Source organism: Microbacterium sp. XT11, assembly GCF_001513675.1.
Classification (GTDB): domain Bacteria; phylum Actinomycetota; class Actinomycetes; order Actinomycetales; family Microbacteriaceae; genus Microbacterium.
The window spans coordinates 496964-520508 of sequence record NZ_CP013859.1 but is presented as its reverse complement, the minus strand read 5'-3'; the positions used below and the strand labels follow the sequence as shown (position 1 = coordinate 520508).

The 23545-nt window shown below is 69.6% G+C and carries 19 protein-coding genes and 1 riboswitch; of the genes, 11 read left to right on the top strand and 8 right to left on the bottom strand.

The features are described 5' to 3' along the window. Window positions 1-14: 14 nt before the first annotated feature. Window positions 15-2402 (bottom strand): ATP-binding cassette domain-containing protein, encoded by a 2388-nt coding sequence (locus AB663_RS17295; RefSeq protein WP_198147910.1) that lies wholly within the window; start codon window positions 2400-2402, stop codon window positions 15-17. A gap of 110 nt (window positions 2403-2512) precedes the next feature. On the opposite strand from AB663_RS17295, the gene AB663_RS02520 reads away from it, so the two are divergent. The 3 genes from AB663_RS02520 to AB663_RS02510 all read left to right on the top strand — a co-directional run bounded on the left by AB663_RS02520 (window position 2513) and on the right by AB663_RS02510 (window position 7785). After that, window positions 2513-3574 (top strand): enoyl-CoA hydratase/isomerase family protein, encoded by a 1062-nt coding sequence (locus tag AB663_RS02520; RefSeq protein WP_067202010.1) that lies wholly within the window; start codon window positions 2513-2515, stop codon window positions 3572-3574. A 195-nt stretch (window positions 3575-3769) separates the two neighbouring features. Next, window positions 3770-5497 carry an ABC transporter ATP-binding protein gene (locus AB663_RS02515; protein WP_067195478.1) on the top strand — a complete coding sequence of 576 codons (1728 nt, stop codon included), beginning with the start codon at window positions 3770-3772 and terminating at the stop codon, window positions 5495-5497. Beyond that, window positions 5494-7785 carry an ABC transporter ATP-binding protein gene (locus AB663_RS02510; RefSeq protein WP_083511064.1) on the top strand — a complete coding sequence of 764 codons (2292 nt, stop codon included), beginning with the start codon at window positions 5494-5496 and terminating at the stop codon, window positions 7783-7785. Before AB663_RS02515 ends, AB663_RS02510 begins: the two co-directional genes overlap by 4 nt. A gap of 161 nt (window positions 7786-7946) precedes the next feature. On the opposite strand, the gene AB663_RS02505 is transcribed toward AB663_RS02510, so the two are convergent. After that, window positions 7947-9602, bottom strand: a complete 1656-nt coding sequence (locus AB663_RS02505) for a D-alanyl-D-alanine carboxypeptidase family protein (RefSeq protein WP_067195475.1) — start codon at window positions 9600-9602, stop codon at window positions 7947-7949. An 83-nt stretch (window positions 9603-9685) separates the two neighbouring features. After that, a riboswitch (TPP riboswitch) is annotated at window positions 9686-9797 on the top strand. On the opposite strand from AB663_RS02505, the gene AB663_RS02500 reads away from it, so the two are divergent. From AB663_RS02500 to AB663_RS02490, 3 genes are all read left to right on the top strand, one after another. After that, window positions 9788-10435, top strand: coding sequence for an ECF transporter S component (locus tag AB663_RS02500; protein WP_067195472.1), 648 nt, complete (start codon window positions 9788-9790; stop codon window positions 10433-10435). (Overlaps the previous riboswitch by 10 nt.) Beyond that, the gene (locus AB663_RS02495) at window positions 10432-11892 is read left to right on the top strand and encodes an ABC transporter ATP-binding protein (protein WP_232304610.1); all 1461 of its coding nucleotides are present in this window, start codon (window positions 10432-10434) and stop codon (window positions 11890-11892) included. The genes AB663_RS02500 and AB663_RS02495 overlap by 4 nt, the downstream gene beginning before the upstream one ends. Then, window positions 11889-12686, top strand: coding sequence for an energy-coupling factor transporter transmembrane component T family protein (locus AB663_RS02490; RefSeq protein ID WP_067195469.1), 798 nt, complete (start codon window positions 11889-11891; stop codon window positions 12684-12686). The genes AB663_RS02495 and AB663_RS02490 overlap by 4 nt, the downstream gene beginning before the upstream one ends. Window positions 12687-12713: 27 nt before the next feature. On the opposite strand, the gene AB663_RS02485 is transcribed toward AB663_RS02490, so the two are convergent. Beyond that, entirely contained in the window at window positions 12714-13073 is a 360-nt protein-coding gene (locus tag AB663_RS02485; protein ID WP_067195466.1) for a DUF488 domain-containing protein, read from the bottom strand. Window positions 13074-13193: 120 nt separating this feature from the next. Here AB663_RS02485 and AB663_RS02480 point away from each other — a divergent pair, with 120 nt between their 5' ends. Together AB663_RS02480 and AB663_RS02475 are read left to right on the top strand one after the other, a co-directional pair. Continuing rightward, complete coding sequence (locus AB663_RS02480; RefSeq protein WP_067195462.1) at window positions 13194-13955, top strand: SDR family NAD(P)-dependent oxidoreductase; 762 nt, start codon at window positions 13194-13196, stop codon at window positions 13953-13955. A gap of 108 nt (window positions 13956-14063) precedes the next feature. Continuing rightward, window positions 14064-14894 (top strand): SDR family oxidoreductase, encoded by an 831-nt coding sequence (locus AB663_RS02475; protein WP_067195458.1) that lies wholly within the window; start codon window positions 14064-14066, stop codon window positions 14892-14894. Between the two features lie 30 nt (window positions 14895-14924). Here AB663_RS02475 and AB663_RS02470 read toward each other — a convergent pair whose 3' ends face one another. After that, entirely contained in the window at window positions 14925-15458 is a 534-nt protein-coding gene (locus AB663_RS02470; protein WP_067195455.1) for a ribosomal protein L7/L12, read from the bottom strand. Window positions 15459-15530: 72 nt separating this feature from the next. On the opposite strand from AB663_RS02470, the gene rlmN reads away from it, so the two are divergent. Next, window positions 15531-16811 carry a 23S rRNA (adenine(2503)-C(2))-methyltransferase RlmN gene (gene rlmN, locus AB663_RS02465; protein ID WP_067195452.1) on the top strand — a complete coding sequence of 427 codons (1281 nt, stop codon included), beginning with the start codon at window positions 15531-15533 and terminating at the stop codon, window positions 16809-16811. A 125-nt stretch (window positions 16812-16936) separates the two neighbouring features. Here rlmN and AB663_RS02460 read toward each other — a convergent pair whose 3' ends face one another. Then, window positions 16937-17419 carry a SixA phosphatase family protein gene (locus AB663_RS02460; protein ID WP_067195449.1) on the bottom strand — a complete coding sequence of 161 codons (483 nt, stop codon included), beginning with the start codon at window positions 17417-17419 and terminating at the stop codon, window positions 16937-16939. Between the two features lie 103 nt (window positions 17420-17522). Between AB663_RS02460 and AB663_RS02455 the strand changes: the two genes are divergently transcribed. Together AB663_RS02455 and AB663_RS02450 are read left to right on the top strand one after the other, a co-directional pair. Beyond that, window positions 17523-19031, top strand: a complete 1509-nt coding sequence (locus tag AB663_RS02455; RefSeq protein WP_067195446.1) for a DUF4407 domain-containing protein — start codon at window positions 17523-17525, stop codon at window positions 19029-19031. 145 nt (window positions 19032-19176) lie between these two features. Then, on the top strand, window positions 19177-20190 hold the full coding sequence (locus AB663_RS02450) for an aldo/keto reductase family protein (RefSeq protein WP_067195444.1): 1014 nt from the start codon (window positions 19177-19179) through the stop codon (window positions 20188-20190). 160 nt (window positions 20191-20350) lie between these two features. Here AB663_RS02450 and AB663_RS02445 read toward each other — a convergent pair whose 3' ends face one another. The 3 genes from AB663_RS02445 to AB663_RS02435 are packed head-to-tail and all read right to left on the bottom strand — an operon-like array spanning window position 20351 to window position 23507. Continuing rightward, window positions 20351-21256 (bottom strand): carbohydrate ABC transporter permease, encoded by a 906-nt coding sequence (locus AB663_RS02445; RefSeq protein WP_198147909.1) that lies wholly within the window; start codon window positions 21254-21256, stop codon window positions 20351-20353. Beyond that, window positions 21253-22200 (bottom strand): carbohydrate ABC transporter permease, encoded by a 948-nt coding sequence (locus tag AB663_RS02440; RefSeq protein WP_067195440.1) that lies wholly within the window; start codon window positions 22198-22200, stop codon window positions 21253-21255. The genes AB663_RS02445 and AB663_RS02440 overlap by 4 nt, the downstream gene beginning before the upstream one ends. Beyond that, window positions 22197-23507, bottom strand: a complete 1311-nt coding sequence (locus AB663_RS02435; RefSeq protein ID WP_067195437.1) for an ABC transporter substrate-binding protein — start codon at window positions 23505-23507, stop codon at window positions 22197-22199. Before AB663_RS02435 ends, AB663_RS02440 begins: the two co-directional genes overlap by 4 nt. Window positions 23508-23545 lie beyond the last annotated feature (38 nt).

The window sequence follows — 23545 nt, the reverse complement described above, 5'->3', positions numbered from 1 at the left end:
CGTGTGACGCGCGGTCACCAGTGCGGATGCTGGTCGCCCTGGTGCCCGGCATCAGGCATGTGCTCGGCGTCGCCCTGATGTTCGGCGTCGCCCTGGTGTTCGGCGTCGCCCTGGTGTTCGGCGTCGCCCTGGTGTTCGGCGTCGCCCTGGTGTTCGGCGTCGCCCTGGTGCCCGGCATCAGGCGTGTGCTCGGCACCAGGCGTGTGCTCGCCGACTGTCGAGTGTGCTTCGTCCTCGGCGCTCTCGTGGCCGGCCTGGGTGTCGCCGGACTCGTGCTGTTCGCCCGAGGCGTCGGACTCGCCATCTGCGGACGTGCTCTCTTCCGACGCCGCATGGTCCGTCGACTCGGGGCCGGCGTCGGCGACTGCGGACTCCTGCGGCGCGCCACCGTCGGAGACCTGCGAGACGGCGTCGCTCAACGGGTACGGCCGCGGCTCGTCCTCGTAGTAGGCCCGCGCGGCGGCTGCGAGCATCGAGGAGACGGCGGCGACCCGGGGATCGTCGTCGCCATCCGTGCGGTCGTCCGAGGCGGGAGCCGCGTCGAGGCCTGAATCTTCACCCTGCTCGCCGTCGCCGGAGTCACCGTGCTCGCCGCCGCCCGAGGCAGTGCGCTCGTCAAAGAGAGTGTCGTGCTCGTGCGCATCAGTCTCGTCGTCCCCGGACGAGGCGAGCGCGTCGAACACCTCGATACCGGCGTGTTCGGCGGTGTCCGCGGCTGGTTCGACGGGGCCGTTCTGCGCGGCGGGAGCGTCGCCGTTCTGCGGGCGTGCGTCGACGGTTCCCTCGGTTTCGGCTTCGTTCCCGGCTTCGGCGTCGTTCTCGGCGTTCTCGGCCGCGGGGAACCCGCTCGCGAACGACGGGGCTGCCGCGAACGACGGTGTTGTGGCGAACGACAGGGCGGGGGCGGACGAGGCAGGCTCGGATGCCGCGTCGTCGGTCGTCGCGTGGCGCGGTCCGTCGAAGAGCGCGTCGCCGTCGCTTTGCTCGGCGGCTTCCCCGGTGCCGAACAGGATGTCGTCGAAGGAAGGACCGGCGGGAGCGCTCTCGTCCGCGACGGGGGCGTCGGCGGACGCGGCGACAGTGTCCTCGGAGGATGCCGCGACCGGGGCCTCGGCGGGCGCAACCGCGTCTTCGGCGGGCGCGACCGCGTCCTCCGCGGGCGCGTCATCGATGTGAGGCTGGGCGTCCATCGCGGCGCCGGCGCCGGCCGTCAGGGTCGCGGCGGCCACCGGATCGCTCGGGACGCTCTCGGCATCGAGGGGCAGCGGCTCTGCGGCGTCCGGCAGTTCGGTGGCGCCTGCGTCGCCGGCTGCACCGGCACTCTCCACCCCGGCATCCGCCACCCCGGCATCCGCCACCCCGGCACCCTCCGCATCGATACCCGAAGCCTCGGCATCCGAAGCCTCGGCATCCGCCACACCGGAATCCCCGGTGCCGGAGTCCGCCGGCGCCTCGCCGGCGCCGGGGTGCAGCAGCTGGGTCGCGGCCGCCTCCGCCTTGGCTCCGAGTCCACTGCCTCGGACGAGCTCGATGAACACGTCTTCAAGCGTCGGGCCCCGCTGCACGAGCGTGCTCAGGGCCACGCCGGCCGAGGCGGCAGCGGCGCCGACAGTGCGTGCATCCGTCCCCCGTACGGTGAGGCCCGACCGCAGCACCTCGAACTCCAGGCCGGCCTGGGCGAGAGCGGCGCGCAGCCCGTCGCGGTCGACCGCGTCGACGACCACCGAGCCGGCCGACGGGTCCGCGAGCTTCTCGATCCCGCTCGACAGCATGAGCTGCCCCTTGGAGAGCACGAGCACGTGATCGGCCACCTGCTCGACCTCGCTCAGCACGTGCGACGACACCACGACCGTGCGGCCCTCGTCGGCGAGGCGGCGCATGAGCAGGCGCATCCAGCGGATGCCCTCGGGGTCCAGTCCGTTCGCGGGCTCGTCGAACACGAGAGTGCCCGGGTCGCCGAGCAGAGCGTGCGCGACGCTCAGGCGCTGACGCATGCCGAGCGAGAAGCTGCCGATACGCCCTTCGCCCTCGCCCTCGAGGCCGACCAGGCGAAGGACCTCGTCGACGCGCGAGAGCGGGATGCCGTTCGCCTTCGCCGCGATCGTGAGCTGTCTGCCGGCGGTCCGCCGCGGCCGGTAGACCGTCTCCTCCAGCACGGCGCCGATCGTGCGCAGCGGCGTGCGGAGGTCGGCGTACGCGACGCCGCCGATGGTCGCCGTACCGCTCGTGGGGCGCACCTGGCCGAGCAGGATGCGCAGCGTCGTGGTCTTTCCTGCGCCGTTCGGACCGAGGAACGCGGTCACCACGCCGGGTTCGACACGTGCGGAGAAGTCGGAGACCGCCGTCACATCGTTGAAGCGCTTCGTGACGTGCGTGAACTCGAGCACCTGTCCGTCGGGCATCCGCGACCTCTCGTTGCAGTGGGCAGTTCCATCTATCCTGCCGGAAAAGCGCCCCGATCGCGTATTTCCCGCTCGAGAGGAGCCGCGGGCAACGGAGTAACGTGACACTCGTGACCGATTCCACAGACGCCCCCAAGGTCCTCGTCCGCACCGAAGGGGCTCTCGGCAGACTCACCCTTAACCGGCCGCGGGCCATCAACGCGCTCGATCAGGACATGATCTCCCTCCTCACGGCGGCGCTCGACGCGTGGCGTCACGACACCGACGTGCAGATCGTGATGATCGACGGCGCGGGGGAGCGGGGCATGTGCGCGGGTGGAGACATCCGCGCCCTGCACTCGCAGATCGTGGCGGGGCGCACCGACGAGACGATCGATTTCTTCCGGGCGGAGTACGCGCTCGACGCCATGATCGCCGAGTATCCGAAGCCCGTGGTCGCCATCGCCGACGGCATCACCATGGGCGGCGGGATCGGCCTCGCCGGGCATGCGGCGATCCGCGTCGTCACCGAGCGCTCGACGCTCGCGATGCCCGAGACGCGCATCGGCTTCACCCCCGACGTCGGCGGCACCTGGCTGCTCGGACGTGCTCCGGGGAGGTTCGGCGAGTACTTCGGCCTCACCGGACGCACCATGAACGCGGCGGACGCCCTGTATCTCGGCTTCGCCGACCACTTCGTCCCGTCGGAACGACTCGACGCGCTGCGCGACGCGCTGGCGCACCGGGCGGACCCCACGGGGCCGAGTGAGATCGTGCTGCTCTTCGACGAGACCCCCGATCCGTCGCACCTGCCTGCGTCACGGGCATGGATCGACGAGGCCTTCTCGGCTCCCGACGTGCGCGAGATCATCGCGCGGTTGCGAGCCTCAGGAGAGACGGACGCCGCGGACACGGCGGACCTGCTCGAGAGCCTCGCTCCGACCGGACTGGCGGTGACGCTCGACGCGGTCCGGGAGGCGAGAGAGATGTCGGGGCTGCGCGCCGCTCTCGAGGGGGAGTACCGGAGGGTGCTGTGGTTCGTGCACCGGCATCCGGATCTCGTGGAGGGGATCAGGGCTCAGGTGGTGGACAAGGACCGTTCGCCGCGCTGGGATCCGCCCACGATCGACGACCTGGCACCGGATGCCGGGGCGGACGCCCGCGCCTACGTGCCGGAACGCGCGCTGTTCTGATCCCGACGGGGCGCGTTCTTCGCCTCGGTGCAGAAACCGCAGGCCGGAGCGGGAAAGGTTCGCTGTCAGCGAAGGCCCACCGTAAGGGGGATGCGAATGTCTGTGGCACATGGCACTCTGTGATGCGGCCGATTGTCGGCGGGTCATCCACCCGCGGGGAAATCGGCTGCTCGACCCCTCAAGGAAAGTCCGCCTGTGCTGGGAAAGATCCTCGTCCGCTACCTGTCCAGATATCGGTGGCTGCTGCTCGGAGTGCTGGTGTTCCAATTCGCCAGCGCCCTCGCCACCCTCTACCTTCCCCGCCTGAACGCCGACATCATCGACAAGGGCGTGGCCCAGGCCGATACCGGCTACATCTGGCGCACCGGCCTGTTCATGCTCACGGTGTCGCTCGGTCAGATCGTCGCGTCGATCATCGCGACGTACTTCGCCGCGCGTGCAGCCATGAGCGCGGGCCGTGACATCCGATCCGACGTGTTCGCGAAGGTGAGCGGATTCTCCGAGCGCGAGGTCTCGCAGTTCGGCGCCGGGTCGCTCATCACCCGCAACACGAACGACGTGCAGCAGGTGCAGATGCTCGCCATGATGGGCGCGACGATGTTCGTGACGGCGCCCCTGCTCGCCATCGGCGGCATCATCATGGCCGTGCAGACGAACGTCGGCCTGAGCTGGCTCATCGCCGTCTCTGTGCCCGTGCTGCTCATCGTCGCCGGCATCATCATCGGCCGCATGGTCCCGCTGTTCCGCAAGTACCAGAGCAAGCTCGACGCCGTGAACCGCGTCATGCGCGAACAGCTCACCGGCGTCCGCGTGGTGCGCGCCTTCGTGCGCGAACGCATCGAGGAGGAGCGGTTCCGCGAGGCCAACACCGACATCATGGTGGTCGGCCGCAACGTCGGGTCGCTGTTCGTGCTGCTGTTCCCGCTGTTCATGCTGATCCTCAACGTCACCGTGGTCGGCGTGATCTGGTTCGGCGGCATCGAGGTCAACACCGGGGCGGTCGAGGTCGGCACGCTGTTCGCCTTCATGCAGTACATCGGCCAGATCATGATGGGCGTCATCATGTCGAGCTTCATGGCGATGATGATCCCGCGCGCTGCGGTGTCGGCCGAGCGCGTCGGCGAGGTGCTCGACGCGACGTCGAGCATGGAGCGCCCCGCCAACGGCGTCACCGAGTTCCCGGAGCCGGGAGCCGTCGCCTTCGACGACGTCGAGTTCACCTACCCCGGCGCCGAGTCGCCTGTGCTCTCGGGCATCAGCTTCGCGGCCCGCCCCGGTGAGACCGTCGCCATCGTCGGATCGACCGGCGCGGGCAAGACCACGCTGGTCTCGCTCATTCCACGACTGTTCGACGTGTCGGGCGGAGCGGTGTACGTCGGCGGCACCGACGTGCGCGAGGCCGATGTCGAAGCGCTGTGGAAGGGCATCGGACTCGTGCCGCAGCGACCGTTCCTCTTCACCGGCACCGTCGCGTCCAACCTCCGCTACGGCCGGGAAGACGCAACGGACGACGAGCTCTGGCGCGCGCTGGAGATCGCTCAGGGCCGTGACTTCGTCGAGGAGATGCCCGACAAGCTCGAGTCGCGGATCGCGCAGGGCGGCACGAACGTCTCCGGCGGCCAGCGTCAGCGTCTGGCCATCGCGCGGGCCATCGTGCACCAGCCGCAGATCCTCGTGTTCGACGACTCGTTCTCCGCGCTCGACCTCACCACCGACGCACGCCTGCGACAGGCGCTGTGGCGGGAGCTTCCGCACGTCACCAAGATCGTCGTGGCACAGCGCGTGTCCACGATCACGGATGCCGATCGCATCGTCGTCCTTGAAGGAGGAACCATGGTCGGAGTGGGCACCCACGAGGAGCTGCTCGAGACCAGCGAGACCTATCGCGAGATCGTCGAGTCGCAGCTGGGGGTGGACGCATGAGCGAGCAGCCTCCCGCGGGCCCCGCGAAGGGGGCGAAGAGCCGTCGCGAGCGCATCGCGGCCGCACGGGCCGCCGCGGCCTCCGGTGCCGCGACGACGGAGGAGCGCGAGCTCACCGACGCCGAGAAGTACGAGGCCGAGCTCGCCGAGCAGGCGCGGCAGAACGCGGGCGGCTGGGACAGCGTCGCTCCGGGCAAGGCCGACAACTTCGGCAAGAGCTTCGGGCGGATGATCGGGTTGCTCAAGCCGTCGGCAGTGTGGTTCGTGCTGGTCTCGGTGCTCGGCGCCATCGGCGTCGTGCTCACGGTCGCCGCGCCCAAGGTGCTCGCAGAAGCGACCAACATCGTCTACGAGGGGTTCATCGCGAACCAGCTCGGACAGAAGATGGGCGATTTCCCCGGGTTCCCTGCGGGCACGCCGAAGAGCGCGGTGGTCGAGGCGCTCCGGTCGGCCGGTCAGGACGACTTCGCCAACATGGTGGCCGCCATGAGGGACTTCTCCGTCGGTGACGGCGTCGACTTCGACGCGCTGCGGGGCATCATCCTCGCCGTGCTCGCGATCTACGTCGCCGCCGCCCTGCTGAGCTGGATCCAGGGCTACGTCATCAACGTCATCATGGTGCGCACCATGTGGCGCCTGCGCGAGCAGGTGGAGGCGAAGATCAACCGCCTGCCGCTGTCGTACTTCGACAAGGTGCAGCGCGGTGAGCTCATCTCTCGCGTCACCAACGACATCGACAACATCACGCAGACGATGCAGCAGTCGCTCTCGGGCGCGCTGACGTCGGTGCTGACCGTCGTCGGCGTGCTCGTGCTGATGTTCTCGATCTCGTGGCAGCTGGCACTCGTCGCCCTCGTGGCGCTGCCGCTCATGGGCGTGATCTTCGGCATCATCGGTCCCCGATCGCAGAAGGCGTTCGGCATCCAGTGGCGCAAGGTCGGCCGCCTCAACGCGCGCGTCGAGGAGGCGTTCTCGGGCCACGCGCTGGTCAAGGTGTTCGGCCGCGAGCAGGACGCCCTCGACCGGTTCAAGGACGAGAACGAGGAGCTGTACCAGGCGAGCTTCAAGGCGCAGTTCCTCGCCGGCATCATCATGCCGGCGATGACCTTCGTCGGAAGCCTCACCTACGTCGGGATCGCCGTGCTCGGAGGCCTCATGGTCGCGAGCGGCAACCTGCGGCTCGGCGACGTGCAGGCCTTCATCCAGTATTCGCAGCAGTTCACGCAGCCGCTCAGCGAGCTGGGCGGCATGGCCGCGGTCGTCCAGTCGGGCACGGCATCCGCCGAGCGGGTGTTCGAACTCCTCGACGCCGACGAGCAGGATCCGGATGCCGAGGAGGCGCCGGCCCTTCGCCGGGCTCAGGGACCGGATCAGGGAGGCGTGATCGAATTCGAGAACGTCGCCTTCTCGTACACGCCGGAGCGCCCGCTCATCACCGACCTGTCGTTCCGGGTGGAGCCCGGTCAGACGGTCGCGATCGTGGGGCCGACGGGTGCGGGCAAGACCACGCTGGTCAACCTCATCATGCGCTTCTACGAGCTCAGCGGCGGACGCATCCTGCTCGACGGTCAGGACATCTCGAAGATGACGCGCGACGACCTGCGGTCGCGCACCGGAATGGTGCTGCAAGACCCGTGGCTGTTCGCCGGGAGCATCCGCGAGAACATCCGTTACGGCCGCTCCACGGCGACCGATGACGAGGTTCTCGCCGCGGCCAAGGCGACATACGTCGACCGGTTCGTGCACGCGCTCCCCGAGGGCTACGACACGGTGCTCGACGAGGACGCCTCGAACGTGTCGGCGGGTGAGCGCCAGCTCATCACCATCGCGCGTGCGTTCGTCGCTCAGCCGTCGATCCTCATCCTCGATGAGGCGACGTCGGCGGTCGACACGCGCACCGAGCTGCTGCTGCAGCACGCGATGGCGGCGCTGCGCGAAGGTCGCACCTCGTTCGTCATCGCCCACCGTCTGTCGACCATCCGCGACGCCGACCTCATCCTCGTGATGGAGCACGGTGACATCGTCGAGAAGGGCACGCACGACGAGCTCATCGCGGCGCAGGGGGCCTATTGGCGCCTCTACCAGTCGCAGTTCGAGCAGGCAGCGACCGACATCGACGCCGAGGAGGCCCTCACCGGCAGCACACCTGTCGTGGTCACCGGCGAGGCGGAAGCCGTCGCGGCCGATGCCCGCGTCGGCGCAGCGGTCGGGGCGGAGACGCCTGTCGCCGAGGCCGCTGCGGCGCAGGCCGTCGTCGAACGTCCGGACACGGCAGAGCGGTCCGACTGACGGCGGGCTTCCGTCGCGCCGGTCGTGCCCGGCGCGCCGGAAGCCCCGGGCGCGGTGGAAGCCCCGGGCGCGGTGGTCGCGCCGGAGCTGGCGGGAGCGCCGGAAGTCCAGGAAGACTCAGGTCGCCCCGTCCCGAGAAACCTCGGGGAGGGGCGATCCGTCTATCGGTGGGTGTCGTCGGACAGGCCGAGCAGCTCCAGGGGGTGCGTGAGCCGCCACCACGCGCTCGGCCCGTCGACCTGCTGGGCCAGGGTCAGCGGCGTCGTCACCGAGTTCAGCGGGCCGGTCGCCGTCAGAGTGCCCACGCGGTCGCCCGCTTCCCGGTGATCGCCGAGGTCGATGTCCGCCTCGGTCGTCACGGTGGCGGCGTTCCAGCGCACCACGTCCGTGTCGGCATCGGTCACGATGTCCGCGGATGCGCCCCACAGCGTCTCGACCGTTCCGACGACGGTGCCTTCGTCGACGACCGGACCTTGCCCCTGCAGCTCGGCCTCGGCCTGACTGAACAGAGAGCGCGTCGCCTCGAGGCGCATGTCGTCGTCCTCCTGGCCGAGCACGGCGGCATAGAGGCGCACGCTCGTCCCGTCGACCTCGACGTCCTTCGCCGTCAGCAGGTTCCAGCTCTCGCCCAAAGTCCCCGTCTTCACGCCGACCACGCCGGGGTCGGCGAGCATGCCGTTCGTGTTCACCACGCGACCTGCGCCCGGAAGCTCCACCGACTCCATGCCGACGATGCCGGCGAACACGGGGTTCTGCATCGCGAGCTCCGCGAGCCTGACGAGCGCCGAGGGCGTCGCGACATTCCCCTCGTCGAAGCCTGAGGGCGTCACCACCGTGATGCCGTCGAGGTCGCGCTCGCTCAGCCACGTCTCGGCCGCGGCGGCGAACGCCTGATTCGAGCCCCAGATCTCCTTGGCGAGCCGGTCGATGTAGTTGTTCGCCGAACCCAGCAGCGTGCCCTGCAGCATCTGCAGCTCGGTGAGCGTGCCGCCCACCGGCACGTCGAGAGCCGACTGATCCGCGCGACGGTACGACCAGTACGCCTGGCTGTCGGCTCTCGTGAAGGAGAACTCGGGCCCCTGCTCGCCGGGAGCCAGCGGCATCCGATCCAGCACCATGAGCGTGCTCACGACCTTCGTCACACTGGCGATCACCGCACGGTCGTCCGTCGACGCCACCGTGCCGATGCCGCCGACGCCGACCGCAGCGCTGCCCTGCTGCGGCCAGGTGATGGCGGCGGCCGGGGTCTGCGCGACTGCGACATCGGCCACGGTGACGGTCGGTGCGACCTCGTGCAGAGGCCAGAGCAGAGTCGTTCCGGCATACGTGGCGAGCAGCCCCATGAGCACACCGAGAGGAACCAGGGCGGCCGGGCGGGTGATCGCGGAGCGCAGGTGCGCATCGGCCAGCAGCGATGCACGCTGAGTCTCGCGCTCGACCGCGTCGAATCCCGTGACGGCGGGCGAGTCGGCGACCACGGCCGGGTCGACCCAGGTGAGAGCCGTCGCGCCGGCTCCCGCGGGCGCCCACAGCGCGCGCGGCGCCTCGGATGCGGGAACGTCGAGGCCGAGCTCATCCAGCGCGGTCGGCTCGGCTGACGGAGCAGGGGACAGCCCGGAGCACAGCTCGGCTGACGGAGCAGAGGACGGCGCGGCTGATGGAGCAGGGGACAGCCCGGAGCCCTGATCGGAGTGCGGGCGGGCACCGCCGACGGCTGGGAGTGCCGCGGCATCCGCAACCGCTCCTGCGTCGTCCGCGGGGCGCGCCGGGGCATCCGGCACCGGTGTGGTGGCGTCGGCGGAATCGGGAGCGGTCACCTGCTTACGGTACCGAATCCGTTCGGAGAAACGGGGTCGCGTCGACTCGTGACCCCGTCGGTGTCGCGACTCGGTATGATCGTCAGCACAACCACGGGAGTCCGGCGAGCCGGGCTGAGAGGGAGCGAATCGCGCTTCGACCGTCGAACCTGATCCGGATCATGCCGGCGCAGGGAGGAGTTCCAATGAGTGCATCCACTGACCACACCGTGACGAATGCGGCATCCGCATCGTCCTCCACCGCCGCACCCCGCGTGCTGCGCTGGCGCGTCGTCGACATCGTCGTCGCCAGCGTCGTCGCTGTCGCGTGCGCCGTCGTCTTCCTGCTGTGGAACGTCGGCTACGAAGGTCCCGGCGTGTTCCTCAAGTCCCTGCTCCCCGGAGTCCAGGGGCTGCTCGCCGGTCCATGGCTCATCGCCGGAGTGCTCGGCGGTCTCATCATCCGCAAGCCGGGGGCGGCCCTGTACACCGAGCTCGTCGCCGCGACGATCTCCGCACTCATCGGCAACGCGTGGGGCCCGCTCACCATCGTGTCCGGACTCGCGCAGGGCCTCGGCGCCGAAATGATCTTCTTGGTCTTCCTCTACGGCGTCTGGCGTCTGCCCGTCGCCATGCTCGCCGGGGCCGGTGCGGGCCTCGCGTGCGGCATCAACGACCGCGTGCTCTGGTACCCCGGCGTCGACACGCTCTTCACCACCGTGTACATCGCGTCGACCACCGTGTCCGGTGCGATCATCGCCGGACTCGGCGCCTGGCTGATCACGCGCGGGCTCGCCGCGACAGGCGCGCTGAGCCGATTCGCGGCCGGCCGCGAGGTCACCGCACGCGTGTGAGCGACCATGTCCACCCGGCCGCGCTGGAGGCGCGCGGCTGGGGATGGCGCTACGCCACACGACGGCGATGGGCCGTGCGCGAGGTCGACCTGCGCATCGAGCCGGGCGAGCGCGTGCTGCTGCTCGGCGCATCCGGCTCCGGAAAGTCGACGCTGCTGCAGGGGTTCGGCGGCGTGCTCGGCGGCGCGGACGAGGGCGAGTCGCACGGCGCTCTGCTCGTCGACGGCGCCCCCGCCGCCGGCGTCCGCGGCCGCGTCGGCATGGTGCTGCAAGACCCCGACACCCAGACGATGCTCGCCCGCGTCGGTGACGACATCGCGTTCGGATGCGAGAACCTCGGCGTCCCGCGTGCGGAGATCTGGACCAGGGTCGCGCAGGCCATGGCGGCGGTCGAGCTCGACGTCGCACTGGACCGCTCGACATCGGCCCTCTCGGGCGGGCAGAAGCAGCGGCTCGCGCTCGCCGGGGTGCTCGCGATGCGCCCCGGGGCGATCCTGCTCGACGAGCCCACCGCCAACCTCGACCCCGCAGGCGTGCTCGACGTGCGCGACGCCGTGGCCGCGGCGCTCGATGCCACCGGCGCGACCCTTGTCGTCATCGAGCACCGCATCGACGTGTGGCTTCCCCTCGTCGACCGCGTGATCGTGCTCGGCGCCGAACCGGAGGGCACCGTGGTGCTCGCCGACGGAACGCCCGACGAGGTGCTGGGAGCTCGCGGCGCAGACCTCGCGGCATCCGGCGTGTGGGTGCCGGGGCATCCGCCGTCCGCCCCGCCGCCGCCCGCACACGCACCCGGGGAGGCGTTGATCGAGACTCACGACCTCGTCGTGTCGCGGAGGCGCGGCATCCCGGTCGCCGGTCCCTTCACCCTCGACGTGCGTGCGGGGGAGGCGATCGGCATCACCGGACCGAACGGGGCGGGCAAGTCCACCCTCGGCCTCACGGTCGCGGGGTTGTTGCCGGCCGAGTCCGGCCGGGTCGCCGCCACGCCGGCGCTGCGCGCGGGGGAAACAGCCGACCCCTATCGGTGGAAGTCCCGCTCCCTGCTCACCCGCACCGCCACCGTGCTGCAGACCCCCGAGCACCAGCTGCTCGCCACGACCGTGCGCGGCGAACTCGCCGTCGGGCCTCGCGCCCTCGCGCTCCCCGACAGCGAGATCGCGGCGCGCACCGACGAGCTGCTGCATCGCCTGCGGCTGACCGAGCTCGCGGAAGCGAACCCGTACACGCTCTCCGGCGGCGAGAAGAGGCGCCTCACCGTCGCGGCCGCCCTCGCGACGCGCCCTCGCGTGCTCGTGCTCGACGAGCCCACCTTCGGGCAGGATGCGACGACCTGGGCCGAGCTGGTCGCCCTCATCGCCCGGTTGCGTGACGACGGGGCGGCCATCGTCGCGATCACACACGACGACGCCGTGCTGCAGGCGCTCCACGCCCGCACGATCGAGGTGGGGTCATGATCGATCCGCTCACGGCGCGCATCGAGCGCAGCGGTCCGATCGCCCCGCGGTCGGCGCTCGCGAAACTCGCCGCGGCACTGCTCATCGCCCTCCCGCTCGTGCTGACGATCGACGTGGTGTCGGCATCCGTCGCGCTGCTCCTCGAGATCCCGCTGCTCGTGCTCGCCGGGCTCGGTCCGCGAGAATTCTGGACACGCACCGCCGTGCTGTGGATCGCCGCGCCGCTGAGCGCCGTCACCATCGCCCTCTACGGCGCACAGAGCGGAGAGGTGCATGTCGAGTGGCTGTTCCTGCGGGTGAGCGACGGATCGCTGTCGCTCGCGGCCGCCACGGCCGTGCGCGTGCTCGCGATCGGCCTGCCGTCGGTGGTGCTGTTCGTGACCGTCGACCCCACCGATCTCGCCGACGATCTCGGACAGCGCCTCAGGCTGCCCGCGCGATTCGTGATCGGCGCCCTCGCAGGGATGCGGATGCTGGGGCTGCTGGCAGACGACTGGCGCGCCCTCGCCCTCGCCCGTCGCGCACGCGGCGTCGCCGACCAGGGGCGCGTGCGGCGCGCGCTCGGCATGGCCTTCGCCCTCTTCGTGCTCGCCATCCGCCGAGGCTCGTCGCTGGCGACGGCGATGGAGGCCCGCGGGTTCGGCGGCTCGACGGCGCGCACCTGGGCGCGGCCGTCGCGGTGGACGCGCAAGGACACGGCCTTGGTGCTCCTCGCCGCGCTCATCCCGGTCGTGTCGATCACGGCGGCGATCGTCACCGGGGCATGGCACTTCACCCTCGGTGGCGGGAGCTAGGCGGCACGCCGTTGCTGGCCGGGGTGGTCAGAGGAGCTTGCGCAGCTCCTCGTCGAGGACCGTGGCGTGGTTGTGCTCGGGGTCGTGCGCGGCATACACGAGGGTCACCACCGGGTGCGTGCGGAGCTGGTCGGCGAGCTCGTGCAGAGCATCCGCCGACTCATGCGTCAGCTGCGCGCGGTAGCGCTCGGCGAAGGTGCTCCATTCGCTCTCGGGGGCCGCGTGCCACTCCCGGCGCAATTCAGGTGACGGTGCCGTGTCCTTGGCCCAGAGATCGATGCGAGCGTGCTCCTTCGAGACTCCGCGGGGCCAGAGCCGATCGACCAGCACGCGGAAGCCGTCATCCGCCGAGGGCGTGTCGTAGGCTCGCTTTCGACGCAGTTCCATACGCTCAGCCAACACCCGAACGCCGGCGTTCGCCAGCCCCACTGCCGACGATGCACGTTTGAGACCAAGAATCACTTAGGCTGACACTCAGTCGCACAACGACGTTCGAAGGAGAAAGTCATGCAGATCACCGGGCAGGGTGCGCTCATCACCGGCGGAGCCTCGGGCCTCGGGCTCGCCACGGCCCGCCGCCTCGCCGCCGCCGGCGCTCAGGTCACGATCGTCGACCTCGCGTCGTCGAAGGGTGCAGAGCTCGCGGAGGAGCTCGGCGGCCGCTTCGCCGCCGCCGACGTCACGAGCGTCGATGACGTGCAGGCCGCTGTGTCGGCGGCACAGGCTGCGGCGCCTCTTCGCGTCGTCGTCAACTGCGCCGGCATCGCGCCGCCCGCGAAAGTGCTCGATCGCGACGGCAACCCCGCCGTGCTCGCCGACTTCGAGCGCATCATCCGGATCAACCTCGTCGGCACGTTCAACGTGTTGTCGCAGGCATCCGCGGTGATCGCGAAGAACGATCCGACCGAGTCCGGCGACCGCGGTGTCATCATCAACACCGCGAGCGTCGCGGCGTTCGACGGACAGATCGGCCAGCCGGCGTACTCGGCATCGAAGGGTGGCGTGCACGCCATGACGCTTCCCGTCGCCCGCGAGCTCGCGCGCCACGGCATCCGCGTGTGCACGATCGCCCCCGGCATCATGGAGACGCCGATGCTCATGGGACTGCCGCAGGCCGCGCAGGACTCGCTCGGGCAGCAGGTGCCGTACCCGTCGCGGCTCGGCAAGCCCGAGGAGTACGCGGCCCTGGCACTGCACATCATCGAGAACGGCTACCTCAACGGCGAGACGATCCGCCTCGACGGCGCGATCCGGATGGCGCCGAGGTAACCCACCCCGCGCTTTGCTCCCGTATGAGTTGTGGTCGGGAAATGAGCGAAAAACCAACCACAACTCATACCGGAGCCTGGCGACGGGGTCACGGAGGAAGGAAGAGGGATGTCACTGGCAGGAAAGACGATCCTCATGTCGGGCGGCAGCCGCGGCATCGGGCTCGCGATCGCACTTCGGGCGGCACGCGACGGGGCGAACATCGCCATGCTGGCGAAGACCGACACACCGCACCCGAAGCTCGAGGGCACGATCCACACCGCGGCGGAGCAGATCCGGGCCGCAGGCGGGCAGGCCCTGCCGATCGTCGGAGACGTGCGCGACGACGATGACATCACGAGTGCCGTGCTGAAGACCCAGGGCGAGTTCGGCGGCATCGACATCGTCATCAACAACGCCAGCGTCATCGATCTGTCGCGGTCGCTAGACCTCTCGGCGAAGAAGTACGACCTCATGCAGGACGTGAACGTCCGCGGGACCTTCATGCTGTCGCGCGCGGCAGTGCCGATCCTGAAGGAGGCCGAGAACCCGCACATCCTCTCCCTCTCGCCGCCCCTCAACCCCACTCCCAAGTGGCTCGGCGCGCACACCGGCTACACGCTCGCGAAGTTCGGCATGACCATGGTCACGCTCGGCCTGGCGGCGGAGTTCGCGGATGCCGGCATCGCCGCCAACACGCTCTGGCCACGCACCACCATCGCGACGGCGGCGGTGCAGAACCTGCTCGGCGGCGACCGAGTCATGGCAGCCAGTCGTACGGCGGATATCTACGCGGATGCCGCGTACTCCGTGCTCACGAAGCCGGCACGGTCGTACACGGGGCAGTCGCTCATCGTGGAGGACGTGCTCGAGGCCGACGGCGTCACCGACTTCTCGCGGTATGCGGCGGTTCCGGGTACCCCCGACGACCGGTTGTTCCCGGACATCTTCCTCGACTGAGGTCAGGGGGAGGTTTCGGCTGAGCCGGCGCTAGCGCGGCCCGCGCCCCCACGTCTCGACCAGGTGCTTCGACTCCTTGAGTCCGTATCCGGTGTGGTCGCGGAGCAGCTTGATGGCGGCGACGGGCTGCTCTGTCACCACGAGCCGGTCGATCTCCTCAGCGACGGACGGCGAAAGCGTGGCGCGCACCTCACTCGCGGAGCGCATCCCCGACAGAGTGGCTGCGGTGTCGATCGGCCCGCCAGGAGGAGACAGCTGTTGCGCTGCATCGCCGCCGGGAACCCAGCGATCGACGCGGTCCTTCGCCTCCTGCAGCGATACGCCCGTCGCGTCGCGCAGCACCTTGATCGCCGCGATCTTCTGTTCTGCGCGCACCAGACGATCGACCTCGGCCGCAGTCGCGGGAGACAGGGCACGCGGAACGCTCGTGCGGATCACCGGGATCGCCGTTGTCGGCGCTGCGGGAGTCGGCACCTTCGGTCTCATCGACCGGAGAGCGGCACGAACCACGAAGACGACGACGAGGAGGGCGGCGACGCCGAGGGCGATCCAGAGCAGGTCCATGCCAGCCAGTCTAGGAAGGGCATCCGACATCGCCCCAGCCGTCTCCCACCTGCCAGCCCGTACCCTGGAGATATGACCGACACTCCCCGCACGCGCCAGACGCGGCCGGCATCCGCGTCCCCGCAGGGGGAGATCCGCACGACGGGCGGTACGCAGGTGCGCCCCCGCACCGAAGGCTGGACCCAGCAGAAGGATGCCGAAGGCCGTCCTCTCCTGCAGTTTGCGAGCCCTAAGCGCGGCAAGCCGCCCGTGCACCTCGCCGACCTCACACCGGCCGAGCGCATCGAGAAGGTGAAGGAGCTGGGGCTCCCCGGCTTCCGTGCCAAGCAACTCGCCACCCACTACTTCGCGCACTACACGTCCGACCCCGCGGAGATGACCGACCTCCCCGCCGGCATCCGCGACGACCTCGTCGCCGGCATGCTCCCGCCGCTCCTCACGGAGGTGCGCCGCCTGGAGACCGACCGCGGCGACACCATCAAGTTCCTGTGGCGCCTGCACGACGGTGCCCTCGTCGAGTCCGTGCTCATGCGCTATCCCGGCCGGATCACGCTGTGCGTATCGAGCCAGGCCGGCTGCGGCATGAACTGCCCCTTCTGCGCCACGGGCCAGGCGGGTCTCACCCGCAACATGTCGACCGCCGAGATCATCGAGCAGATCGTGCGGGCCAACCGCGCCATCGCGAACGGCGAGCTCGGCGGCAAGCGCCGTGACGACCACTCGATGGAGCGCGTCAGCAACATCGTCTTCATGGGCATGGGTGAGCCGTTGGCCAACTACAAGCGTGTGATGGACGCCGTCCGCGTCATGGTGGCGCAGCAGCCCGAGGGTCTGGGCATGAGCGCCCGCGGCATCACGGTCTCGACCGTCGGACTCGTGCCGGCGATCAAGAAGCTCGCCGACGAGAACATCCCCGTGACCTTCGCGCTCTCCCTCCACGCGCCCGACGACCACCTGCGCGACGAGCTCATCCCGGTGAACTCCCGGTGGAAGGTCGACGAGGCCCTCGACGCCGCCTACGAGTACTTCCAGAAGACCGGTCGCCGCGTGTCGATCGAGTACGCGCTCATCAAGGACATGAACGACCACGCCTGGCGCGCCGACCTGCTCGCCGAGAAGCTCAACGCCCGCGGCCGTGGCTGGGTGCACGTGAACCCCATCCCGCTGAACCCGACGCCGGGGTCGATCTGGACCTCATCGGAGAAGGACGTGCAGGACGAGTTCGTGCGGCGCCTCAACGATGCCGGCATCCCGACGACCCTCCGCGACACCCGCGGCAAGGAGATCGACGGCGCGTGCGGACAGCTCGTCGCGACCACGGAGGACGAGGCCGCCGCGGCCGCGATGGCCTGAGCCGCGCCGGCGTCGGGTGTCGCCCGGCGTCGGGCCGTGCTCGGCGCCGTGTGCCGCCCGGCGTCGTCAGCGATCCGCGGGTGAGCGAGGGGGAGGGGGCGACAGGACGGAGCGGAGGACGGCGGCTACTCGCCATCGCGGGGCGTGCGGAGGCGCAGCATCCGCCCAGACCCCTCGATGAGCTCGGCCCAGGAGCCGATGTCGACCGCGCACTCTGCGACGGCGCACGTGGGCATCCCCACGCTCGATCCGGTGAGCTCGAGCACCGCATCGCTCATGCCGGGGTTGTGCCCCACGAGCATCGCGACCTCGCTCTCGTCGGGCAGCGCAGCTGCGATCGCGAGGATCGAGCGAGCGGATGCCGCGTACAGCAGCGGCTCCTCGACGACGGAGAGCCGGAACGCGGCGGCATACGCCTCTGCCGTGCTGCGCGCGCGGGTCGCACTGCTCGAGACCAGGTGGTCCAGCGCGAGCCCGTCGTCGACGAGCCGCGTCGCCATGACGGGCGCGTCGCGGCGTCCGCGCCTGTTGAGAGGACGCTCGTGGTCGCCCACGCCGGAGAGGCTCCAGTCGGACTTCGCGTGCCGCGCGAGAAGCAGCGTCTTCATGTTCCCAGCCTGTCACCGCCCGCGAGAAGGCGCACCCCGAACCTGGGAAGCCGTGCAGGGATCGTCCGGGGTATCCACAGGCGGCCTTTCCTACCCTCGAAGGATGGACTACTCCGCGCATCGCCCGGGCCGGATGGACTCCCAGGGTCGGATCACGTTCGAGACCGACGGTCCCGAAGGCTCGGTCACCGACGACGACCTCGACTTCCTCCGCGCGTACGAGCCGACCGGCAGCGCGCCGGCCTCTGACGACGGCGGCGCCGACACGACGACGCACCCGACCGCGGTCATCGACCCCGCGGACCACGACGGCACCGATGCCGAGACGGCATCCGCCCGCCCGACGAAGGCACCGCGCCCCCGCCGGGAGAAGAAGTCGCGCGTTCCCGGCTCCCGACTGCGCACTCTCGCGATCCTCGGCGGCGCGGAGGGGGAGATCCTCGACCGCGTGCCCGGAGAGACGCCGCGCTTCGTGCAGATGTTCTTCGTGCTCGCCGGCACCGCGCTCGTCTCGGCGATCTCCATGCTGTTCGCCCTCACGACCGGCGTGCAGGCCGCGATCTGGCTGGCGGTGCCGCTCGCGCTCGTGTGGGCGCTCATCATCTTCAACCTCGACCGCTTCCTGACCTCGACCATGTCGTCGACGAAGAACGTGTGGCGGCTCATCGGCCTCGCCATCCCGCGTGTCATCATGGCCGCGATCATCGGCTTCGTCGTCGCCGAGCCCCTCGTGCTGCAGATCTTCCACAACGACATCGCCCGCGAGGTCGCGTCCACGAACATCACCCAGGCGCAGTCCGACCAGGATGCACTGGAGAACGGCCCCGAGAAGAAGGCGCTGGACGCGGCATCCGATCGGCTCGCGGAACTGCAGAACCAGGCGGCGACGGGCATCGTCGCCGGCACGGACTCGGCGTCGGCGAGCGAGGCGGCCGCGCAGGCCACCGTCGACGACCTCACCGCCAAGATGACGGCCCAGCAGACGGTGATCGACCAGGCGCGAGCTCTCTACCAGTGCGAGCTCACCGGCGAGGGGGCGGGCACGGTGCCAGGATGCACGGGCGTGAACGGCCAGGGCGCGAGCTCCGACGCAGCCAAGACCCAGCTCGCCGAGGCGCAGCAGACCTACGACGCACTCGCGGCGCAGCTGCGCACAGCCAACGACGAGCTGGCGGCGGCGAGCACGTCGGCCAAGGAGAACACCGCCTCGTCGGAGAAGCAGAATCGCGAGGAGGCGCAGGCTCAGCTGCCCGCTGCGCAGAAGACCTACGAGTCCGCGCTCGCCGCATACAACGCGAGGACGGATGCCGTGGCGCAGGGCAATGCCGGAGCGGTCGGGCTCCTCAGCCAGATCAGCGGACTGAACCGGCTCAGTGAGAAGGAGCCGACGATCCTGTGGGCCCACTGGCTGATCGCGGCGCTGTTCTTCATGATCGAGTTGCTGCCCGTGCTCGTGAAGGTGCTGACGTCGTACGGCGAGCCCACGCTCTATGAGCGCGCGGCGGCGATCCGCAAGCAGGTCGACCTCGACAAGGTCACGGCCGAGGGCTTCCGTGACCGCGCCGACATCGTCACCGCGTCATCGGCATCCGCCACTGCTCAGCCGGTCTGACGCGGGTCCTCGCGCTGGTCGGGGGCGCTGGCGCGGCGACCCTGTACTGTGTCGTCGACCCGGTACGGGACGTGCGCGCGCATCGCACCGGGTCGGCGGTATCGCACCGGGTCGGCGGATGCGCGGGCGGGAGTAGCGTGGACGCATGGTCAACTATCGCTATCTCGGCAACAGCGGTCTCAAGGTCTCGGAGATCACCTACGGCAACTGGGTCACGCACGCGTCGCAGGTCGACGACGACGCCGCGGTCAAGACGGTCCACGCCGCGCTCGACGCCGGCATCACCACGTTCGACACCGCCGACACCTACGCCAACACGGCAGCGGAGGTCGTGCTCGGCAAGGCCCTCGAAGGGCAGCGCCGCGAGAGCCTCGAGATCTTCACGAAGGTCTACTTCCCGACCGGCCCCAAGGGCCCCAACGACACCGGCCTCAGCCGCAAGCACATCATGGAGTCCATCAACGGCTCGCTCAAGCGCCTCGGCACCGACTACGTCGACCTCTACCAGGCGCACCGCTTCGACTATGAGACGCCGCTGGAGGAGACGTTCCAGGCCTTCGCGGATGTCGTCCGGCAGGGCAAGGCGCTCTACATCGGCGTCTCGGAGTGGACCGCCGAGCAACTGCGCGAGGGGCACGCGCTCGCGAAGCAGCTCGGCATCCAGCTCATCTCCAACCAGCCGCAGTACTCCATGCTGTGGCGGGTGATCGAGGGCAAGGTCGTGCCGGCATCCGAGGAGCTCGGCATCTCGCAGATCGTGTGGTCGCCGATGGCGCAGGGCGTGCTCAGCGGCAAGTACATCCCCGGCCAGCCGGTGCCGGAGGGCTCGCGGGCGACCGACCCGCACTCCGGATCGCACTTCATCAAGGACTTCCTGCGCGACGAGATTCTCACCGCGGTGCAGAAGCTCAAGCCGGTCGCGGAGCAGGCGGGGCTCACGATGCCGCAGCTCGCGATCGCATGGGTGCTGCAGAACCCGAACGTCGCAGCCGCCCTGGTCGGCGCCTCACGTCCGGAGCAGCTCGCCGACACGGTCAAGGCGTCCGGCGTGAAGCTGGATGCCGACACCATGGCGGCGATCGACACGGCACTGGGCGACGTCGTCAACCGGGATGCCGAGAACACCTACTCCGTGTCGCCGAAGAGCCGGCTCGTCTGAGTCGGCGGACTCGTCTGATGCACCGGCTCGTCCGAGCATCCGGACTCGTCTGAGCAGACCAGAAGACCCCCGCGGCCTCGGCACGCGGGGGTCTTCTGCATCTGGGGGAGGAGCGCTCCGGCCGAGGTCTCGACGAGGCCGCCCGGTGCGCCCGGAACGGCTACTCCTTCACGGCTCCCGCGGTCAGCCCCTGCACGATCCAGCGGCTCGCCAGGGCGAACATCGCCATGGTCGGCAGGATGGTCAGCACGGCCGCGGCCGACATCGAACCCCAGTCGATGTTGAACGTCGAGATGAAGCCGTTCAGCGCCGACGGGACCGTGCGGTTCGCGTCGGTGTTCATCAGCACCACCGAGAGGAACAGCTCGTTCCAGCAGTTGACGAAGTTGAAGATGAACGCCGCGATGATGCCGGGCGTCATCACCGGGACCAGCACCCGGAACAGGGCTCCGAGGCGCGAGCATCCGTCGATCATGGCGGCCTCTTCGAGCGCGTCGGGGACGTTCTCGAAGAACCCGCGGAGCATGACCGTCGAGAAGGGGATGCAGATGGCGATGTACACGAGGATCAGACCGGGCTTGGTGTCGACGAGGCCGAGGTCGGTCATCATCGAGTACAGCGGGCCGAGCGCGATGAACGCCGGGATCATCTGCGTGAGGAGGAACGCGATGAGGATCGCGCCCTTCCCCCGGAACTCGAAACGCGCCAGCACGTACGCGCTGAGCAGCGCGATGAGCGTCGCGACCCCTCCGCCGATCACCGCCACGAGTGCCGAGTTGCCGAGGAAGACGCCGAAGGAGCTCTTCTCGAACAGGCTGATGTAGTTCTGCAGCGACGGCTCGCTCGGCCAGTACTCGATCGGGAACGCGTTGATCGTGCCCGGTGACTTGAACGACGTCAGCGCGATCCAGTACAGCGGGAACAGGGTGATCACGAGCCACAGGCCGAGCCCGACGACGCGCACGATCCCGCCGACGCTGACCCGCGCCTTGGGGCGAGGGGCGGATGCCGGGTCGGGAACGGTGATCCTGCGGGTCGCCGTCATGGTGGTTCCGGTGATCGTCATCGCTGGACCCTCCGCATCGCCATCAGGTAGAACGCGCAGAACACGAACAGGAACGCGACGACGATCAGGCCGATGGCGCTCGCGATGCCGTAGTTGCCCTGCTGCGTGTAGTTGATCATCCAGGTCGTGATGATGTGCGTCTGGTTCGCCGGTCCGCCGTTCGTCATCGCGTAGATGATGTCGGGGAAGTTGAAGATCCAGATGACCCGGAGGAGGACAGTGAGGAGCAGCGTCATCGAGATGTAGGGGATGATGATCGAGAACAGCTGCCGGACCTTGCCCGCACCGTCGAGGCTGGCCGCCTCGAGCACCTCGTCGGGAACCGACTGCAGCGCCGCGAGGATCATGATCGCGAAGAACGTCACGCCGTACCAGATGTTGGCGACGATCACCGCGAACATCGCGAGCTTCGGGTCGGCCAGCCACGGCAGCGGCGCGTCGATGATGCCCGCCTTCATGAGCAGGTCGTTCACGACGCCGAACTCGGCGTTGAACATCCAGCGGAACAGCATCCCGATGAGGAATCCGGAGACCGCCCACGGGAAGAAGACCAGCGCCTGGTAGAGACCGCGGAAGCGGAACCTCTTGCGCAGTGCGAGCGCGATGAGGAAGCCGATGACGAGCTGCGGCACGAGCGAGCCCACCACCCACAGCACCGAGTTGGCCGCCACCGTTGGGAAGGCCGGGTCGCGGAACACGGCGAGGAAGTTGTCGAAGCCGACGAACGGCGTCGACGTGAGGTCCCACAGGTTCCAGTCGTGGAACGCCATGCGGGCACCCTGCAGCATCGGCCAGTAGGTGAACCAGCACACGAACACGATCGCCGGGAGCATGAACCCGAGGAGCGTGAGCGCGTGTCGGCCGCGGAACGGACGGCGGCGGGAGGAGGCGCCGCCGGCGGTGCCGACGGTGCCTCCCCTCGTGCGGGCGGATGCCACGGTCATCCCTTCTCCGCGGCGTACTTCTCCGTCCAGAAGGCGTCCCACGACTCGAGGAGCTCGGTCGTGGTCATGTTGCCCAGCAGCACGTTCTGCACGTCCTGGTCGGACTTCTGGATCCATTCGGTCCACCAGCTCACGCCGCGCGGCTGGCGCACGTTGACGTAGGTGTCGGGGTCTTCGGTCATCGTGACGTAGCTCGTCCACGGGCCGGACGAGTAGAACTCGTCGTCGGCGGCGGAGGCGATGATCGGCACGAGGCTGTTGGCCTGGGCAAACTCGGTCGCCGGCTCCTCCGACGACAGGAACTCGACGAGCTTCACGGCCGCGTCGGCGTGCTCACTCGCCTCGGCGACGCCCCAGCCGGCGACCGCGAGGGGCTGCGCGGCCTTGCCGGTCGGGCCGACGAGGAGCGGAGCCGTGTCCCACTGGTCTTCGGAGAGCGACGAGTCCTGCACCGTGGCGATGACCTCGGGATCCTGCAGGAGGAACGCGGTCGTGCCGTTCGTGAAGCCGGCGACCATCTCGGGGTAGCCCCACGACACGGCAGACGGCGGCGACGCCTTCTCGAACAGGGCGAAGTAGTCGTCGACGGCCTCCTGGGCCTCCGGTGCGGCGAAGATCGTCGAGCCGTCTTCCATGCGGAAGGCGTCGTCGACGTCGAGGCCGTCGATCGTGTAGGCCTCGATGGCGGCGACGACGTTGCTGTTGGCGTTCTGCCCGCCCCGGAAGGCGTAGCCGTAGATGTTGTTCGACGGGTCCTGGATCGCGGTCGCCTGCTCGAGCAGCTCCTTCCAGCTGTGCGGAGGTCCGTCGAACCCGGCGGCCTCGACGAGGTCGGTGCGGTAGAACAGCGACAGCCCGTAGAAGCCGTAGGGCACGAAGTAGCGGTTGCCGTCGGCGGCCACGGACGCCGACTTCGCGTTGTCGGTGAGAGCGTCCCATCCGTCCCACTTCTCGAGGTCGGAGGACAGGTCGCGCAGCCAGCCGTTGTTCGTGAAGGGACCGACGGTGATGTCGCGCACCTCGAGCACGTCGACGCCCTTGCCGGACTGCAGCATCTGCTGGATCTTCTGGTCGGCCTGCTCCGTTGGCGGGGAGACGAGGTTGACGGTGATCTTCGGGTTCTCGGCCTCGAACTTGTCGAGCAGTCCGCGGATCAGCTCGGTGCGAGCGGGGTTGGTCAGGCTCTCGACCATCTGCAGCGTGACGGTGCCGTCGGCGGGCGCCGCGCCGCCGGCCGAGCAGCCGGTGAGCGCCAGAAGGGCGACGGTGCCGGCTCCTGCCACGGTCGTCAAGATCTTGTTCTTCACGATGTGCCTCTCAGTCTGTGGGGGTTCGGGTGGGGATC

Coding starts and splice junctions, on each gene's coding strand:
- AB663_RS02500 (WP_067195472.1), top strand. CDS start 9,788: ATGAGTGCATCCACTGACCACACCGTGACGAATGCGGCATCCGCATCG.
- AB663_RS17295 (WP_198147910.1), bottom strand. CDS start 2,402: ATGCCCGACGGACAGGTGCTCGAGTTCACGCACGTCACGAAGCGCTTC.
- AB663_RS02440 (WP_067195440.1), bottom strand. CDS start 22,200: ATGACCGTGGCATCCGCCCGCACGAGGGGAGGCACCGTCGGCACCGCC.
- AB663_RS02485 (WP_067195466.1), bottom strand. CDS start 13,073: ATGGAACTGCGTCGAAAGCGAGCCTACGACACGCCCTCGGCGGATGAC.
- AB663_RS02460 (WP_067195449.1), bottom strand. CDS start 17,419: ATGAAGACGCTGCTTCTCGCGCGGCACGCGAAGTCCGACTGGAGCCTC.
- AB663_RS02445 (WP_198147909.1), bottom strand. CDS start 21,256: ATGACGATCACCGGAACCACCATGACGGCGACCCGCAGGATCACCGTT.
- AB663_RS02470 (WP_067195455.1), bottom strand. CDS start 15,458: ATGGACCTGCTCTGGATCGCCCTCGGCGTCGCCGCCCTCCTCGTCGTC.
- AB663_RS02475 (WP_067195458.1), top strand. CDS start 14,064: ATGTCACTGGCAGGAAAGACGATCCTCATGTCGGGCGGCAGCCGCGGC.
- AB663_RS02480 (WP_067195462.1), top strand. CDS start 13,194: ATGCAGATCACCGGGCAGGGTGCGCTCATCACCGGCGGAGCCTCGGGC.
- rlmN (WP_067195452.1), top strand. CDS start 15,531: ATGACCGACACTCCCCGCACGCGCCAGACGCGGCCGGCATCCGCGTCC.
- AB663_RS02450 (WP_067195444.1), top strand. CDS start 19,177: ATGGTCAACTATCGCTATCTCGGCAACAGCGGTCTCAAGGTCTCGGAG.
- AB663_RS02455 (WP_067195446.1), top strand. CDS start 17,523: ATGGACTACTCCGCGCATCGCCCGGGCCGGATGGACTCCCAGGGTCGG.
- AB663_RS02490 (WP_067195469.1), top strand. CDS start 11,889: ATGATCGATCCGCTCACGGCGCGCATCGAGCGCAGCGGTCCGATCGCC.
- AB663_RS02510 (WP_083511064.1), top strand. CDS start 5,494: ATGAGCGAGCAGCCTCCCGCGGGCCCCGCGAAGGGGGCGAAGAGCCGT.